Source organism: Pseudomonas sp. (genome assembly GCF_002796985.1).
In the GTDB taxonomy this organism is placed as follows: Bacteria; Pseudomonadota; Gammaproteobacteria; order Pseudomonadales; family Pseudomonadaceae; genus Pseudomonas.
The window spans coordinates 232,079-247,023 of sequence record NZ_PEKX01000018.1 but is presented as its reverse complement, the minus strand read 5'-3'; the positions used below and the strand labels follow the sequence as shown (position 1 = coordinate 247,023).

Sequence of the window (14,945 nt, the reverse complement as noted above, 5' to 3'; positions counted from 1 at the left end):
ATGTTCGGTGCCGGCCTGAGCCTCGCCGGCACCCTGTTCGGCAGCCTCGCCCACGCGGCGGAAGAGCCGCCGAAGAATTTCGGCCTCGACATCAAGGTGACCGCCGAATCCGAAGATGACCGCGACCTGGGCACCGCCCACGGCGGCGACCTCAACGGTATCGGCCTCGACGTTCGTCCCTGGGCCTTCGGCCAGTGGGGCGACTGGAGCGCGTATGTGATGGGCCAGGCGGTCGCCGCCACTGACACCATCCAGACCGACACCCTGCAGAACGACGACGTCAACAACACCAGCAGCGGCCGCAGCGACAACAAGCGCGAACCCGACGATGCCTACCTCGCCCTGCGCGAGTTCTGGGTGGACTACGCCGGCCTCACCCAGTACCCCGGCGAGCACCTGCGCTTCGGTCGCCAGCGTCTGCGCGAAGACAGCGGCATGTGGCAGGACACCAACATCGAAGCCCTGAACTGGACCTTCGACACCACCCTCCTGCGTGCCCACGTCGGCGCCGCACAGCGCTTCTCCGACTACCGCACCGACATCACCGACCTGGCACCGGACGACAAGGACCGCACCCACGTCTTCGGCGATATCTCCACGCAGTGGATGCCCCAGCACTGGGTGGGTCTGCGCCTGCACCACTCCGACGACAGCGGCAGCCTGCCGGACCCGGGCGACACCGTCGACTCGCTGGACAAGCGTTCCACCGGCGACCTCACCTGGGTCGGCATCGAGGCCAACGGCGACGGCTACAACTGGCGCTCGCAAATGCCCATCAACTACTGGGCCAGCGCCACCTGGCTGACCGGCAACCGCGACGGCCTGACCACAGTCCCGGTGGACGGCGAGCGCGTCGCTACCGGCAAGCAGAGTGGCGACGTGGATGCCTACGGCGCCGACCTGGGCCTGCGCTGGAACATCGACGAGCAATGGCGCGTCGGCGGCGCCTACGCCCGAGGCAGCGGTGGCGGCAAGAACGGCGAAGACCAGTTCGAACAGACGGGCCTGGAGAGCAACCGCTCCAACTTCACCGGCACCCGTGCCCGCGCACACCGCTTCGGCGAAGCGTTCCGCGGCGAACTATCGAACCTTGAAGCCGCCACCCTGTTCGGCTCCTGGCAGCTACGCGACGACTACGACGCCAGCGTCATCTACAACAAGTTCCGCCGCGTGGACGGTGACGCGGACATCGGCAACAGCGGCATCAGCGCACCGATGGTCAACGACTCCAAGGACGTCGGCCAGGAAGTCGACCTGGTCGTCACCAAGTACTTCAAGCAGGGCCTGCTGCCGGCCTCCATGAGCCAGGCGATCGACGAGCCGTCGGCGCTGATCCGCTTCCGCGGCGGCGTGTTCAAGCCCGGCGACGCCTACGGCAGCCACGTCGACTCGACCATGCACCACGCCTTCGTCGATGTGATCTGGCACTTCTGAGGACTGTAGCGATGACCCTCCACCCGATTCCCAAGCTCGCCGCACGCCGCACTCGCTGCGTGGCCGGGTATCCGGTGGGGGCCCGCGCGCAAGGAGACACGGCCATGAACCGCCACCCGATACACGCCCTGCCGCTGACCGCCCTGCTGCTCGGCGGCCTGCTCAGCGCCAGCGCACCGGCCTGGGCGGCGCAGCCCGCGGCCAAGGCCGAAGCCAGCAGCGCCCATGCGAAGAAGGCCGACGGCAAGACCGCCGAGGGCGAAAAGGCCCCGGCAGAACAACCGGGCAACGAGCCGGGCCATACCCAGACGCTGAAGGAGTCCGGCAACTACACCGTGACCGCCGCTCCCAGCGAGCCGTTGCACCTGGAGCCGCCCAAGCTGCCCGACCTCTCCGGCTACACCGCCGAGGCGGTGGAGAAGAAGATCGAGCGCAACAAGCGCGGCAAGGCGCAGGTCCAGCGCATGGTCCAGCAGCAGCCGCTGAAGGAATTCACCGGCGGCAAGAACCGTCTCGCCGAGTGGGTGAAGCGCCAGCGCCAGATGCCCCAGGCGATCTTCATCGACGGTGGCTACGTCAACCTCGCGGAGCTGGCCGGCAAGCTGCCCAAGACCGCGCTGGAGCAGGTCGAGCCGGGCGTGTTCATTGCCCGCCTGCCCATCGTCGTCAGCCAGGGCGCAACCCTGGAGATCGACGGCAAGGTCAAGGAACTGCGCCTGTCCCAGGACCGTGGTTCGTTCCTGGTCAACGACGGCAAGCTGTTCGTGCGTGACACCAAGGTCACCGCCTGGAACGAAGCGAAGAAAGAACCGGCCTGGTACAAGACCCCCAACGAATTCCGCCCCTTCCTGATCTCCTGGGGCGGCGCCGAGGCGTACCTGGTGAACAGCCACTTCACCAGCTTCGGCTACAACGCCTCCAAGGCCTACGGCATCTCCATCTCGCAGTACAGCCCGGGCATGGACAAGACCATGAAGCGCCCGCGCCCCAAAGGCTGGGTGATCGGCTCGACCTTCGAGGACGCCTGGTACGGCTTCTACTGCTACGAGGCCGACGACCTGGTGGTGCGCGGCAACACCTACAAGAACAACATCGTCTACGGCATCGACCCGCATGACCGCTCGCACCGCCTGATCATCGCCGAGAACACCGTCCACGGGACGAAGAAGAAGCACGGCATCATCGTCTCCCGCGAGGTCAACGACAGTTGGGTCTTCAACAACAAGACCTACGACAACCACCTCTCCGGGATCGTCCTCGACCGTAATTCCGAGCGCAACCTGGTGGCCTACAACGAGGTGTACCGCAACCACTCCGACGGCATCACGCTCTACGAGTCGGGCGACAACCTCCTCTACGGCAACCAGGTGCTGGCCAACCGGCGCCACGGCATCCGCATCCGCAACAGCGTGAACATCCGCCTCTACGAGAACCTCGCGGCCGGCAACCAGCTGATGGGCGTGTACGGCCACATCAAGGACCTCTCCGACACCGACCGCAACATCGACCTCGACCCCTTCGACACCAAGGTTTCGCTGATCGTGGTCGGCGGCAAGCTGGCCGGCAACGGCTCAGGCCCGCTGTCTGTGGATTCGCCGCTGTCGCTGGAGCTCTACAAGGTGGCCATGCTCGGCCCGACCAAATCCTCCGGCATCTCCTTCAACGGCGTGCTCGGCGAGAAGCAGGACCAGATCCTGGACCTGCTGGTACGCCAGCAACGCGCGGTGCTGATCGACCCCGTCGAAAGCCAGGCCGAACTGCAAAACTGAGGACCCGACAATCATGAAGAACCTGACCATCAACCTACTGCGCCTGTCGGGCCTCACCGCCGCCCTGCTGCTCGCCCACCAGGCCAGCGCCGCCGACGCGCCGAGCTATTCCGCGCAGCCGGCCGCCGGGCTGTGCCCCACCGCCGCCAACGAGGCGGCGTACAACACCAAGTACCTGGGCTTCTTCACCCATCTGGTGCCGGCCCAGGGCGACTGGCTGTTCCGCACCACCTACGACCTGCGCACCGACTTCGGTACCAGCGCCGAAGGCTGGCGCGAGCTCAAGCAACTGCGCGATGAACTCAAGCGCAAGGGCATCGACCTGGTCGTGGTCTACCAGCCCACCCGTGGCCTGGTGAACCGCGAAAAGCTCAACCCGCAGGAGAAGGCCAGCTTCAACTACGAGCTGGCCAAGCAGAACTACCAGGCCGCCATCGCCCAGTTCCGCAAGGCCGGCATCTACACCCCGGACTTCTCGCCGCTGTTCGACGAGAAGGACGAGCACCCCTACTACTTCAAGGGCGACCACCACTGGACGCCGTACGGCGCCATGCGCAGCGCGAAGATCGTGGCGCAGACGCTGAAGGAAATCCCCGCCTACAACGACATTCCCAAGAAGGAATTCGAGAGCAAGCGTGTGGGCCTGCTGTCCAAGCTGGGCACCTTCCACAAGGCCGCCGCGCAACTGTGCGGCAGCAGCTACGCGCCGCAGTACGTCGACCGCTTCGAGACCGAGCCGGTGGGCGATTCGGGCGGCGGCGACCTGTTCGGTGAAGGCGGCGACGCCCAGGTCGCGCTGGTGGGCACTTCCAACAGCGGCCCGGCCTACAACTTCGCTGGCTTCCTCGAAGAATTCGGCAAGGTCGATGTGCTCAACAACGCGGTGTCCGGCGGCGGCTTCGACAGCTCCCTGCTGGCCTACATGACCAGCAAGGAATTCCACGACAAGCCGCCGAAGATCCTCATCTGGGAATTCGCCACCCACTACGACATGGCGCAGAAGAGTTTCTACCGCCAGGCCATGCCGCTGGTGGACAACGGCTGCGCCGACGGCAAGCCGGCCATCAGCCGCAAGGTCAAGCTGCACGCGGGCAGCAACGAGGTGTTGCTCAACAGCGGCGCCCTGCCGATCCGCTCGGGCAGCTACACCGCCGACGTCACCTACTCCGACCCCGGCGTGCACGAGCTCAAGAACACCATCTGGTACATGAACGGTCGTCGCGAGCAGTTGAAGATCGAGCAGTCCAAGGCCGTGGATACCGGCGGACGCTACGTCTTCGAACTGCGCAACGACGAAGACTGGTCGAACCAGCAGTTCCTCTCCCTGGAGATCGAGGCGCCGGACGACATGCCGGCGGGCCTGGAAGTCGAGGCCAAGCTCTGTCAGACGCCCAAAGCCAAGTCGGCCGATGTGGCCGCCAACTGAAGCGAGGGATGAACACCATGCCCAGCCTACGCAAGATCAAGACCCCCGTGGTCGCCCGCATCGGCCTGACCATCGCCGTGCTCGGCGCTCTGTTCGGTGGCGAGAGCACTACCTACGCCGCCGACCTGATGCCGCCACCGGGCTACTTCTCCGCCGTCGGCGACAAGGGCAGCAAGAAGGATGCGGACCGCTGCCCTACCCCGCCGACGCCGTACACCGGCAGCCTGCAGTTCACCAGCAAGTACGAAGGCTCGGATTCGGCACGCTCGACGCTCAATACCGACGCCGAAAAGCGGTTCCGCAGCCAGATCAAGGACATCACCGACATGGAGCGCGGCGCCAGCAAGCTCATCACCCAGTACATGCGCAGCGGCAACAAGGGCGACCTGGACTGCGCGATGAGCTGGTTGGATTCGTGGGCCAAAGCCGGCGCACTGGAGAGCAGCGACTACAACCACACCGGCAAGTCCATGCGCAAATGGGCGCTGGGCAGCCTGTCGTCCTCCTACATGCGCCTGAAGTTCTCCAGCAGCCGCCCGCTGGCGGCCTACGGCGAGCAGTCGAAGGAGATCGAGAACTGGTTCAGCACCCTGGGCAGCCAGGTGGTGCGTGACTGGAGCGACCTGCCGCTGAAGAAGATCAACAACCACTCCTACTGGGCCGCCTGGTCGGTGATGTCCACCGCCGTGGTGACCAACCGCCGCGACCTGTTCGACTGGTCGGTGCAGGAATTCAAGGTCGCCGCCAACCAGGTGGACAACGACGGCTACCTGCCCAACGAACTCAAGCGCCGCCAGCGCGCGCTGTCGTACCACAACTACTCGCTGCCGCCACTGGCCATGATCGCCGCCTTCGCCCAGGTGAACGGCGTCGACCTGCGCCAGGAAAACAACGGTGCCCTGCAACGCCTGGCCAACCGCGTGATGCAAGGCGTGGACGACCAGGACGCCTTCGACGAGAAAACCGGCAACGACCAGGACATGACCGACCTGAAGGAGGACAGCAAGTTCGCCTGGCTGGAACCCTACTGCGCGCTCTACAGCTGCGCACCGAAAACCCAGGACTGGAAGAAGAAGATGGAGCCGTTCAACAGCTTCCGCCTGGGGGGTGAAGTGACCAAGGTTTTCAACCGTCAGGGGGCGGGGAGCTGAAGCAGCGCCCGTCTCCGTAGCGAACTGCCGTAGGGCGCATAACCCGGAACGGGTTATCCGCCGGAAGGTCTGGCACGAAACCACGGCGGATAACGCTTCGCGTTATTCGCCCTACCCGAGCAGGGAGTTCGCAGTGGGCCACGAAGCCCCTCACCCTAACCCTCTCCCAGAGGGAGAGGGGACCGTCCGAGCACTTGGGCACTACAGCGTCAGCCGGCTAGCACGAAAACAGCAGCCAGCACGGATACCCCCTCTCCCTTTGGGAGAGGGCTGGGGTGAGGGAAAGCCCTCGCGCCGAAGCAACGGCAACACCACCCGACCCACGCAAAATAGACGCGGGCGGGCGCAACGAATTAAGCAACACCAGGGGAGGAATTGGCGGGTTGCCCCGGCCTTTCCTCAGGGCGTCGAGAAGACGCCGGAAGGGCTGGAGCGACCTACGGTTTGAAGCTCCAGAGAGAGACGGACAATGGTCTTTTCGTCCAACGTGTTCCTGTTCCTGTTTTTGCCGATCTTCCTCGGCCTGTACTACCTGAGCGGGAACCGCTACCGAAATCTTCTGCTGCTGGTGGCCAGCTACATCTTCTACGCCTGGTGGCGGGTGGACTTCCTCCTGCTGTTCGCCGGCGTCACCCTGTTCAACTACTGGATAGGCCTGCGCATCGGCGCTGCCGGCGTGCGCACCAAGGCCGCACAGCGCTGGCTGATCCTCGGCGTGGTGATCGACCTCTGCGTGCTGGGCTACTTCAAGTACGCCAACTTCGGCGTCGACAGCCTCAACGAGATCATCACCTCGATGGGCCTGCAGCCCTTCGTGCTGACCCACATCCTGCTGCCGATCGGCATCAGCTTCTACACCTTCGAATCGATCAGCTACATCATCGACGTGTACCGCGGCGACACGCCGGCCACGCACAACCTGATCGACTTCGCGGCGTTCGTGGCGATCTTCCCGCACCTGATCGCCGGCCCCGTGCTGCGCTTCAAGGACCTGGTCGACCAGTTCAACCACCGCACCCACACCGTCGACAAGTTCGCCGAAGGCTGCACCCGCTTCATGCAGGGCTTCGTCAAGAAGGTGTTCATCGCCGACACCCTGGCGGCGGTGGCCGACCACTGCTTCGCCCTGCAGGACCCGACCACCGGCGACGCCTGGCTCGGTGCGCTGGCGTACACCGCGCAGCTGTACTTCGACTTCTCCGGCTACAGCGACATGGCCATCGGCCTGGGCCTGATGATGGGCTTCCGCTTCATGGAGAACTTCAACCAGCCCTACATCAGCCAGTCCATCACCGAGTTCTGGCGGCGCTGGCACATCAGCCTGTCCACCTGGCTGCGCGACTACCTGTACATCAGCCTGGGCGGTAACCGCGGCAGCACCTTCCAGACCTACCGCAACCTGATCCTGACCATGCTGCTGGGCGGCCTGTGGCACGGCGCCAATGTCACCTACATCATCTGGGGCGCCTGGCACGGCGTGTGGCTGGCCATCGAGCGCGCCCTGGGCGTGAACGCCGCGCCGCGCGCGCTCAATCCGCTGAAGTGGGCGTTCACTTTCCTGCTGGTGATCGTCGGCTGGGTGATCTTCCGCGCCGAAAACCTGCATGTGGCCTGGCGCATGTATGCCGCCATGTTCAGCTTCGGCGACTGGAGCCTCTCCGAACTCAACCGCGCCAGCCTCACCGGCCTGCAGGTCGGCACCCTGGTCATCGCCTACCTCGTGCTCGCCTACTTCGGCATCCGCCAGTTCCGTGACCAGCCGCTCCAGGCCAAGGCGCCCAAGGCTGCCGCGAAGACCGAAGAAGTCGACGCCGACGGCCCGGCCAGCGCCCAACCGCGCACCCCGGCCATGGCCCAGCAGGACCCGGCAGCCATCGCCTATTCGCCCAGCGGCGCCGCCGTCTACCAGCCGCACTGGATGACCCAGCTGCCGGTCCTGGCCACCCGCGTCGCCCTGCTCCTGCTGTTCGCCGCCTCGGTGCTCAAGCTCTCGGCGCAGAGCTACTCGCCGTTCCTCTACTTCCAGTTCTGAGCGAGGCAACCATGTCAGTAGAAACCAAGAGCATCGCCAAACCCCTCCAGTACGCCTACATCGCGGCCTTCGGCGGAATACTGCTGGGCCTTGCCGGCTGGTCGCTGAAGGCCTTCCCCAGCTTCGCCGCCGCCGAAGGCACCACCGTGCTCAACGGCAAGCTGGCCCACGCTTTCGAAGGCCACTACGACGAGCAATTCCCCATCAAGCGCCTGGGCACCAACCTCTGGGCCGCGCTGGATTACACCGTCTTCGACGAAGGCCGCCCCGGCGTGGTGATCGGCAAGGACGGCTGGCTGTTCACCGATGAAGAGTTCAAGCCCGCCCCCACCCAGCAGCAACTGGATGACAACTGGGCGCTGGTGCGCGGCGTGCAGCAGGAGCTGGAGCGCCGCGGCGTGAAGCTGGTGCTGGCGATCATCCCGGCCAAGACCCGCCTCTACCCCGAGTACGTCGGCAAGGAGCAACCCGCCGCCCTGCACGCCTCGCTGTATGCCGACTTCCTGCATCGCGCCCGCCAGGCCGGCATGGCCGCGCCCGAGCTGCTGGAGACGATGGAAAAGGCCAAGGACAACGGCCAGGTGTTCCTGCGCACCGACACCCACTGGACCCCGCTGGGCGCCGAAGCCGTGGCACAGCGCCTGGGCGAAAGCATCCGCGCCGGGCAAGGCGCCGACCTGCCGACCCAGGCCTTCGTCACCGAACCCGGCAAGAGCGGCGCGCACAAGGGCGACCTGCTGACCTTCCTGCCGCTGGACCCGCTGTTCACCAACCTGCTGCCCGAAGAAGACCAGCTGCAACAGCGCCAGACCCACCCGGCCGAGGACGCCGCAGACGCACCCGACGGCGGCGGCGACCTGTTCGGCGACAGCGCCCAGCCCCGCGTCGCCCTGGTCGGCACCAGCTACAGCGCCAACGCGCGCTGGAACTTCGCCGGCGCCCTCAAGCAGGCGCTCTCGGCGGATGTCATCAACTACGCCAAGGAGGGCAAGGGCCCCCTGGAACCGATGCTCGAACTCCTGCAGGACGAAGGCTTCAAGCAGAAGCCCGCGCAACTGCTGGTCTGGGAATTCCCCGAACGCTACCTGCCGATGCACAGCGACCTGAGCCAGTTCAACCCGGACTGGGTGGCGCAATTGCGGGCCGCGGGCAGCCGCGACGAGCGCCTGGCTTCCAACCAGGCCGCAGCGCACTGATCCAACGAACCCACGGCGCACCGAGCGCTGAAAGGGGCACCACACGTGCCCACAAGAGAGAGAAGACGGAGGTACACCCCATGAACCGCATGACCTTTAACCGAATGAGCATTCGCACCCTGAAGTCGTCCGCCCTGGCACTGGCCCTGGGCGCCGCATCCTTCGGCGCCTTCGCTGGTGGTGAAGGCGCGCTGTACGGCCCGCAGGCCCCCAAGGGCTCCACCTTCGTACGGGCCTATAACGCCGGCAGCGGCGAGCTGTCCGTCAGCGTCGGCAACGCCACCCTGAACGACATTTCCCCGATGGGCTCCAGCGACTTCAAGTTCCTCCCGCCGGGCAACTACACCGCCAAGGTCGGCTCCCAGAGCCTGCCGGTGAAACTCGACCCGGACGCCTACTACACCCTCGTCAGCCAGCCCGGCGGCCAGCCGCGCCTGGTGCCCGAGCCGCCGTTCAAGAACAAGCAGAAGGCCCTGGTGCGCGTACAGAACCTCAGCGGCAAGGCCCTCACCCTGAAGACCGCCGACGGCAAGACCGACGTCGTCGCCAACGTCGCCCCGCAGAGCCACGGCGACCGCGAGATCAACCCGGTGAAAGTGAACCTGGCGCTGTTCGACGGCGCGAAGAAGGTCAGCGACCTCAAGCCCGTCACCCTCGAACGCGGCGAAGTGGTCTGCCTCTATGTCACCGGCGACAGCGGCAAGCTGAACCCGGTGTGGGTCAAGCGGCCGGTGAAGGCGGACTGATCCATGCGCCGGCGGATGCTGCACTGCCACTCCCATCCGGAGTGCGGACGAGGCGCCACACCTCCCGCCGGCACGAACTGCCTGCCCTTCCCTCGGGAAGGGTCCTGGGGCGCACCGGCAACTGACGCGCCCCGCTCCACCCAGAACAACAAGACCGGCCCAGCACCGGCAGAAGAACCCGTGCGCCGCAACGACGGCCCGCACAGGAGAGGTCACCCAAACCGCACGCCGGCCCGCATGACGTGGTCCGGCAGACAGAACGCAAACGCTTTAGGAGAAACCCGATGATCCCAGTAATCCTTTCCGGTGGTAGCGGCTCGCGACTCTGGCCTCTTTCGCGCAAACAGTATCCCAAGCAATTCCTCGCCCTGACCGGCGACCACACCCTGTTCCAGCAGACCCTGGAGCGCCTGGTGTTCGAAGGCATGGAGCCGCCGGTCGTGGTGAGCAACCAGGAACACCGCTTCATCGTTCAAGAGCAGCTCGAAGCGCTGAGCCTGAAAACCCAGTCGATCCTCCTCGAACCCTTCGGCCGCAACACCGCGCCCGCGGTCGCCATCGCCGCCATGAAGCTCATGGCCGAAGGCCGTGACGAACTGCTGCTGATCCTCCCGGCTGACCACGTCATCGAAGACCAGCGCGCCTTCCAGCGTGCCCTGGCACTGGCCACCAACGCCGCCGAAAAAGGCGAGATGGTGCTTTTCGGCGTACCTGCCGACCGCCCGGAAACCGGCTACGGCTACATCAAGTCCGGCGATGAGCGCGGCCTGCCGGACGGCGTGATCCGCGTCGAGCGCTTCATCGAGAAGCCCGACGAAGCCCGCGCCCAGCAGTTCGTCGAAGACGGCGGCTACTTCTGGAACAGCGGCATGTTCCTGTTCCGCGCCAGCCGCTTCCTCGAAGAACTGAAGAAGCACGACGCCGACATCTACGACACCTGCCTATTGGCCCTGGAGCGCAGCCAGCACGACGGCGACCTGATCAACATCGACGCCGCCACCTTCGAGTGCTGCCCGGACAACTCCATCGACTACGCCGTGATGGAAAAGACCCGCCGCGCCTGCGTGGTCCCACTGGCCGCTGGCTGGAACGACGTCGGCAGCTGGTCGTCGATCTGGGAAGTCCACGACAAGGACGCCAACGGCAACGTCACCATGGGCGACGTGGTGGTCCACGACAGCCATAACTGCCTGGTGCACGGCAACGGCAAGCTGGTCTCCGTGGTCGGCCTGGAAGACATCGTGGTGGTCGAGACCAAGGACGCCATGATGATCGCCCACAAGGACCGCGTGCAGGACGTCAAGAAGGTGGTCAACCAGCTCGACGCCGCCGGCCGCAGCGAAACCCAGAACCACTGCCAGGTCTACCGCCCGTGGGGCTCCTACGACTCGGTGGACATGGGCGGGCGCTTCCAGGTCAAGCACATCACCGTCAAACCCGGCGCGCGCCTGTCGCTGCAGATGCACCACCACCGTGCCGAGCACTGGATCGTCGTCTCCGGCACCGCCCAGGTGACCTGTGACGACAACACCTTCCTGCTCACCGAGAACCAGTCCACCTACATCCCGATCGCCTCGGTCCACCGCCTGGCCAACCCAGGCAAGATCCCGCTGGAAATCATCGAAGTGCAATCGGGCAGCTACCTGGGCGAAGACGACATCGAGCGTCTGGAGGACGTCTACGGCCGCACCACCGAGAACGTGGAGCTGCGCGCCGTCGCACGCTGAGTCCACGCCCGAAGACCTGGCGCTTCCCCCATCGGCGCCAATGCCCCCGCACCTTCCGGTGCGGGGGCTTTTTTATGTGCGCTTGCCGAGGTATCTGCGTAGGGCGCATAACCCGGAACGGGTTATCCGCCGAATTGGCGGATAACGCCTGCGGCGTTATGCGCCCTACGCGCTGTCGGCGCGCCGCAATCGATGGGTATCGCTGCGCTCCACGCCATCCTACGTTCGTGCTCCGCCGTGGTTTCGGTGCGGGCGGTGCCCCAAAGGAGGCAAAGGTCTCGCCCCTGCCATCCGGCTTTTCGCTTCGCGAAAAGTACCCTCGGTTCCTCGGAGTTCCAGGGGCCCGCGTTGACGGGCCATCCCTGGCCCGGCAACGCTCTCGCGACATCCATGTCGCTCGGCCCCTGAAACTCCGATCACCGTCGGCCTCCTGAAAGGGGCACTTCGGCCCGCGTGGATGTTTCGCTGGAAGACTTGTAAGGGCCAAAGCCAGAGCTGTGGCGTTGAGGGCTTTCGTAGGATGGGTGGAGCTTGCGATACCCATGCTGCCCCGCGCACGGCAATCGATGGGTATCGCTGCGCTCCACGCCATCCTACGGCGAGGTTTTCCTGTTGCCGCCGTGCAAGTGTGTGGATTCGCGGACAAGGTCCGCTCCTATGAGGAATCCCGTGCCAGGCGGTTCGCGAGCAAGCTCGCTCCTACGAAAAGCCAAACACCCAATCCGTTCCAGGACGTAGGGCGGATAACCCGGAACGGGTTATCCGCCGATGCCATGACGGCGGATAACGCTAACGCGTTGTCCGCCCTACGCCCCTTGAACTTCCAGAGAAACGTCCGCGCACTCCGACTGCCCCGTTCAGGAGGCCTCGTTGAATTGGAGTTTCAGGGGTTGAGCGACATGGATGTCGCGAGAGCGCTGTCGGGCCAGGGATGGCCCGTCAGCGCGTGCCCCTGAAACTTCACTTCAACGAGGGTATTTTTCGCCTAAGCGAAAAACCGGATGTCCGGGGCAAGCCTTCTTGGTTACTTCTTTGGCGTTTGAAAGAAGTAACTCGCCCGAGGGGGCGAAACACAAAGCACGAGCGCACACCGAAGCGGCGCCGGAACACCCAAGGCAAGGCAGCACAACCCGAACAATGAACTGAAGATAGACGTCAGCCCTGCCGACGGATCGCGGGCATGGCCCGCTCCTACAGGGGCGCAATACGTACGGCGGATAACCCGGAACGGGTTATCCGCCGATACCTCGACGGCTGGGCAAGCTCGCTCCTACAGGGAACCAACCCCGCGCCACATCAACCCTCCCCGCCTCACCTCCTGCTAAGGTAATGCTCGATACCCTGCGCGGAGCGCTCCATGCTGTACGGCATCCTGCTGATCGTCACCTGGATCATCCTGCTGATCCGCTACCCCTCCCGAGCCCTGCCGATTTCCGGCGCCGGCCTGGTCGGGCTGGCCTCGGTGATCACCGTCGCCATCTGGCAAGACAACAGTGAATCCCGCCAACTGCAGCACCTGGAACTGCGCATCGCCTATCAGCCCGAGCAATGCCCGCCCGGCCGCCCGCTGGCAGTCAGCCTGAAGAACGGCGCCAACCGCCCCCTCCTGGAACTGCGCTGGAAGGTCGCCGCCTACCGCCCCGGCGACACCACCGACCTTGCCGAAAACCTCTACGAAGCCCCGCGCTACCGTGGCCCAGGCGCGTTGCTCGCCGGTGACAGCTGGAGCGACTGCCTGCCGCTGCCACCGCTGCGCCCCGGCTACCGCGCCAGCACCCTGGAATTCCGCGCCGAGCGGGTGAGCGGCCGCTTCGGCAACTGATTCACCTGCCTCGCACAATCCGGTACGGTAGTCCCGCCCACAGACAAGGACCGCCAGACCATGCCCCAACCCGTCGCCCTCATCACCGGTTGCTCCAGCGGCATCGGCCGCGCCCTCGCCGACGCCTTCCAGGCCGCCGGCTACCAGGTCTGGGCCACCGCCCGCCGCGATGAAGACGTCGCCGCCCTCGGCCAGGCGGGTTTCCGTGGCGTGCTGCTGGACGTCAACGACGAGCCCGCCGTCGAGCGCCTCGCCGAGCTGCTGCAACACGAAGCCGGTGGCCTCGACGTGCTGATCAACAACGCCGGCTACGGCGCCATGGGTCCGCTGCTGGACGGCGGCAGCCAGGCGATCCGCAAGCAGTTCGAAACCAACGTGTTCGCCGTGGTCGGCGTCACCCGCGCGCTGTTCCCGGCGCTGCGGGCGCGGCGCGGGCTGGTGGTGAACATCGGCAGCGTGTCCGGCGTGCTGGTCACGCCCTTCGCCGGCGCCTACTGCGCGTCCAAGGCTGCCGTACACGCACTGAACGACGCGCTGCGTCTGGAGCTGGCTCCCTTCGGCATCGAGGTCATGGAAGTGCAGCCCGGCGCCATTGCCTCCAACTTCGGCGCCAACGCCAGCCGCGAAATGGCCGCGGTGGTCAGCGAGGACTCCGCCTGGTGGCCGTTGCGCAAATTCATCCAGGCGCGCGCCGCTGCCTCCCAGGACAAACCCACTCCGGCCAGCGACTTCGCCCGCGAGCTGCTGGCCGCCGCGCAGAAGTCCCCGCGCCCGCGCCTGGTGCGCATCGGCAACGGTAGCCGCGCCCTGCCGCTGCTCTCGCGCTGGTTGCCCACCGGCTTGCTGGACAAGGTGCTGAAGAAACGCTTCGGCCTCGACGGTTCGCTGTGAAACATTTCCTCTTTCGCGTCTTCCGTATACTCCTGCCGTTTCTGCTGCTGCAGCTGTTTGTAGCGGTAGCGGTCGCGGCTTACCTGGGCGAGCTCAGTGCAGCGACCGTGTGCGAAACCGCGATCTATGTCGGCTTTGCCTGTTGTGCAATCGCAGCGCTGATGCTCAAGGGCGCCAACGATAGCGGCGAACTGCTCCGCAATCGTGAAGTGATGCACGCAGCAGCGACCTCGCAGCGACTCTGGCATGGCCTGATGGCAGATCTCGCCGATGGCCGCGCCTTCGCCATCGCGCTTATGGCCAGCGGCGCACTCCTGTTCGCCGGTGCCTACCTACTGAAGGGATTCTGATGACGCACCAAGTCCGCTACCTCGCCCTCGCCGGCATCCTCGCCGCCTTCTTCCTCAATGTAGTAGCGCGCGGGTTGTTGCGGGTCGGCGGTGTGCCGGCAACGTTGCTGGTGGCAGCCGTGATCGCCGCCGCCATGGCCTTCTGGTTCGCCCGCCGGCACAAGCGCCTGGCGGAAACCGGCGAGCGCTGGCGGCTGACCGCACTGTACGGCGGTGGGCTGGCCGTGCTTTACGCCATCCTGGTCGGCATGGCCGCGTGGAAGAACACGCCGAGCCCGGCGGCCCTGCTGATCTACGCACTGAACTACCTGTGCTATCCGCTGTGCGTCTGGTGGTTCTTCCGCCCCAGCGTGCTAACCCGTTTCCTGCCTGGCGGGCAACGCTGAGCGGTTCACGTTTTC

12 protein-coding genes are annotated in these 14,945 nt (G+C 65.6%); all 12 read left to right on the top strand.

Annotation, left to right across the window (positions count from 1 at the left end):
• The 12 genes from CTR55_RS21680 (at position 1) to CTR55_RS21625 (ending at position 14,930) form a co-directional block, all read left to right on the top strand.
• Positions 1–1,434: an alginate export family protein gene (locus tag CTR55_RS21680; RefSeq protein ID WP_296289384.1), complete on the top strand. Its 1,434-nt coding sequence runs from the start codon at positions 1–3 to the stop codon at positions 1,432–1,434.
• A gap of 104 nt (positions 1,435–1,538) precedes the next feature.
• Entirely contained in the window at positions 1,539–3,203 is a 1,665-nt protein-coding gene (gene algG / locus CTR55_RS21675; protein WP_296289221.1) for a mannuronan 5-epimerase AlgG, read from the top strand.
• Between the two features lie 13 nt (positions 3,204–3,216).
• Positions 3,217–4,629, top strand: a complete 1,413-nt coding sequence (locus tag CTR55_RS21670) for an alginate O-acetyltransferase (protein WP_296289220.1) — start codon at positions 3,217–3,219, stop codon at positions 4,627–4,629.
• A 35-nt stretch (positions 4,630–4,664) separates the two neighbouring features.
• Complete coding sequence (locus tag CTR55_RS21665; RefSeq protein WP_296289383.1) at positions 4,665–5,780, top strand: mannuronate-specific alginate lyase; 1,116 nt, start codon at positions 4,665–4,667, stop codon at positions 5,778–5,780.
• A gap of 469 nt (positions 5,781–6,249) precedes the next feature.
• Complete coding sequence (locus tag CTR55_RS21660) at positions 6,250–7,812, top strand: MBOAT family protein (protein WP_296289219.1); 1,563 nt, start codon at positions 6,250–6,252, stop codon at positions 7,810–7,812.
• An 11-nt stretch (positions 7,813–7,823) separates the two neighbouring features.
• Positions 7,824–9,008, top strand: coding sequence for an alginate O-acetyltransferase (locus CTR55_RS21655; protein ID WP_296289217.1), 1,185 nt, complete (start codon positions 7,824–7,826; stop codon positions 9,006–9,008).
• A gap of 104 nt (positions 9,009–9,112) precedes the next feature.
• Positions 9,113–9,754 (top strand): alginate O-acetyltransferase AlgF, encoded by a 642-nt coding sequence (gene algF, locus CTR55_RS21650; protein WP_296289381.1) that lies wholly within the window; start codon positions 9,113–9,115, stop codon positions 9,752–9,754.
• Between the two features lie 284 nt (positions 9,755–10,038).
• Positions 10,039–11,481 carry a mannose-1-phosphate guanylyltransferase/mannose-6-phosphate isomerase gene (locus CTR55_RS21645; RefSeq protein ID WP_296289216.1) on the top strand — a complete coding sequence of 481 codons (1,443 nt, stop codon included), beginning with the start codon at positions 10,039–10,041 and terminating at the stop codon, positions 11,479–11,481.
• Between the two features lie 1,357 nt (positions 11,482–12,838).
• A complete protein-coding gene (locus CTR55_RS21640; protein WP_296289215.1) occupies positions 12,839–13,303 on the top strand; it encodes a multidrug transporter in 465 nt (154 codons plus the stop codon).
• Positions 13,304–13,363: 60 nt separating this feature from the next.
• Positions 13,364–14,194 carry an SDR family oxidoreductase gene (locus tag CTR55_RS21635; protein WP_296289213.1) on the top strand — a complete coding sequence of 277 codons (831 nt, stop codon included), beginning with the start codon at positions 13,364–13,366 and terminating at the stop codon, positions 14,192–14,194.
• Complete coding sequence (locus CTR55_RS21630) at positions 14,191–14,544, top strand: hypothetical protein (RefSeq protein ID WP_296289211.1); 354 nt, start codon at positions 14,191–14,193, stop codon at positions 14,542–14,544. The genes CTR55_RS21635 and CTR55_RS21630 overlap by 4 nt, the downstream gene beginning before the upstream one ends.
• On the top strand, positions 14,544–14,930 hold the full coding sequence (locus tag CTR55_RS21625; protein ID WP_296289210.1) for a hypothetical protein: 387 nt from the start codon (positions 14,544–14,546) through the stop codon (positions 14,928–14,930). The genes CTR55_RS21630 and CTR55_RS21625 overlap by 1 nt, the downstream gene beginning before the upstream one ends.
• The last annotated feature ends 15 nt before the right edge of the window (positions 14,931–14,945 follow it).

Bases quoted from the DNA above. Each gene is read 5' to 3' on its own strand.
- CTR55_RS21680 (WP_296289384.1), top strand. From the start codon at position 1: ATGTTCGGTGCCGGCCTGAGCCTCGCCGGCACCCTGTTCGGCAGCCTC.
- algG (WP_296289221.1), top strand. From the start codon at position 1,539: ATGAACCGCCACCCGATACACGCCCTGCCGCTGACCGCCCTGCTGCTC.
- CTR55_RS21670 (WP_296289220.1), top strand. From the start codon at position 3,217: ATGAAGAACCTGACCATCAACCTACTGCGCCTGTCGGGCCTCACCGCC.
- CTR55_RS21660 (WP_296289219.1), top strand. From the start codon at position 6,250: ATGGTCTTTTCGTCCAACGTGTTCCTGTTCCTGTTTTTGCCGATCTTC.
- CTR55_RS21655 (WP_296289217.1), top strand. From the start codon at position 7,824: ATGTCAGTAGAAACCAAGAGCATCGCCAAACCCCTCCAGTACGCCTAC.
- algF (WP_296289381.1), top strand. From the start codon at position 9,113: ATGAGCATTCGCACCCTGAAGTCGTCCGCCCTGGCACTGGCCCTGGGC.
- CTR55_RS21645 (WP_296289216.1), top strand. From the start codon at position 10,039: ATGATCCCAGTAATCCTTTCCGGTGGTAGCGGCTCGCGACTCTGGCCT.
- CTR55_RS21640 (WP_296289215.1), top strand. From the start codon at position 12,839: ATGCTGTACGGCATCCTGCTGATCGTCACCTGGATCATCCTGCTGATC.
- CTR55_RS21635 (WP_296289213.1), top strand. From the start codon at position 13,364: ATGCCCCAACCCGTCGCCCTCATCACCGGTTGCTCCAGCGGCATCGGC.
- CTR55_RS21625 (WP_296289210.1), top strand. From the start codon at position 14,544: ATGACGCACCAAGTCCGCTACCTCGCCCTCGCCGGCATCCTCGCCGCC.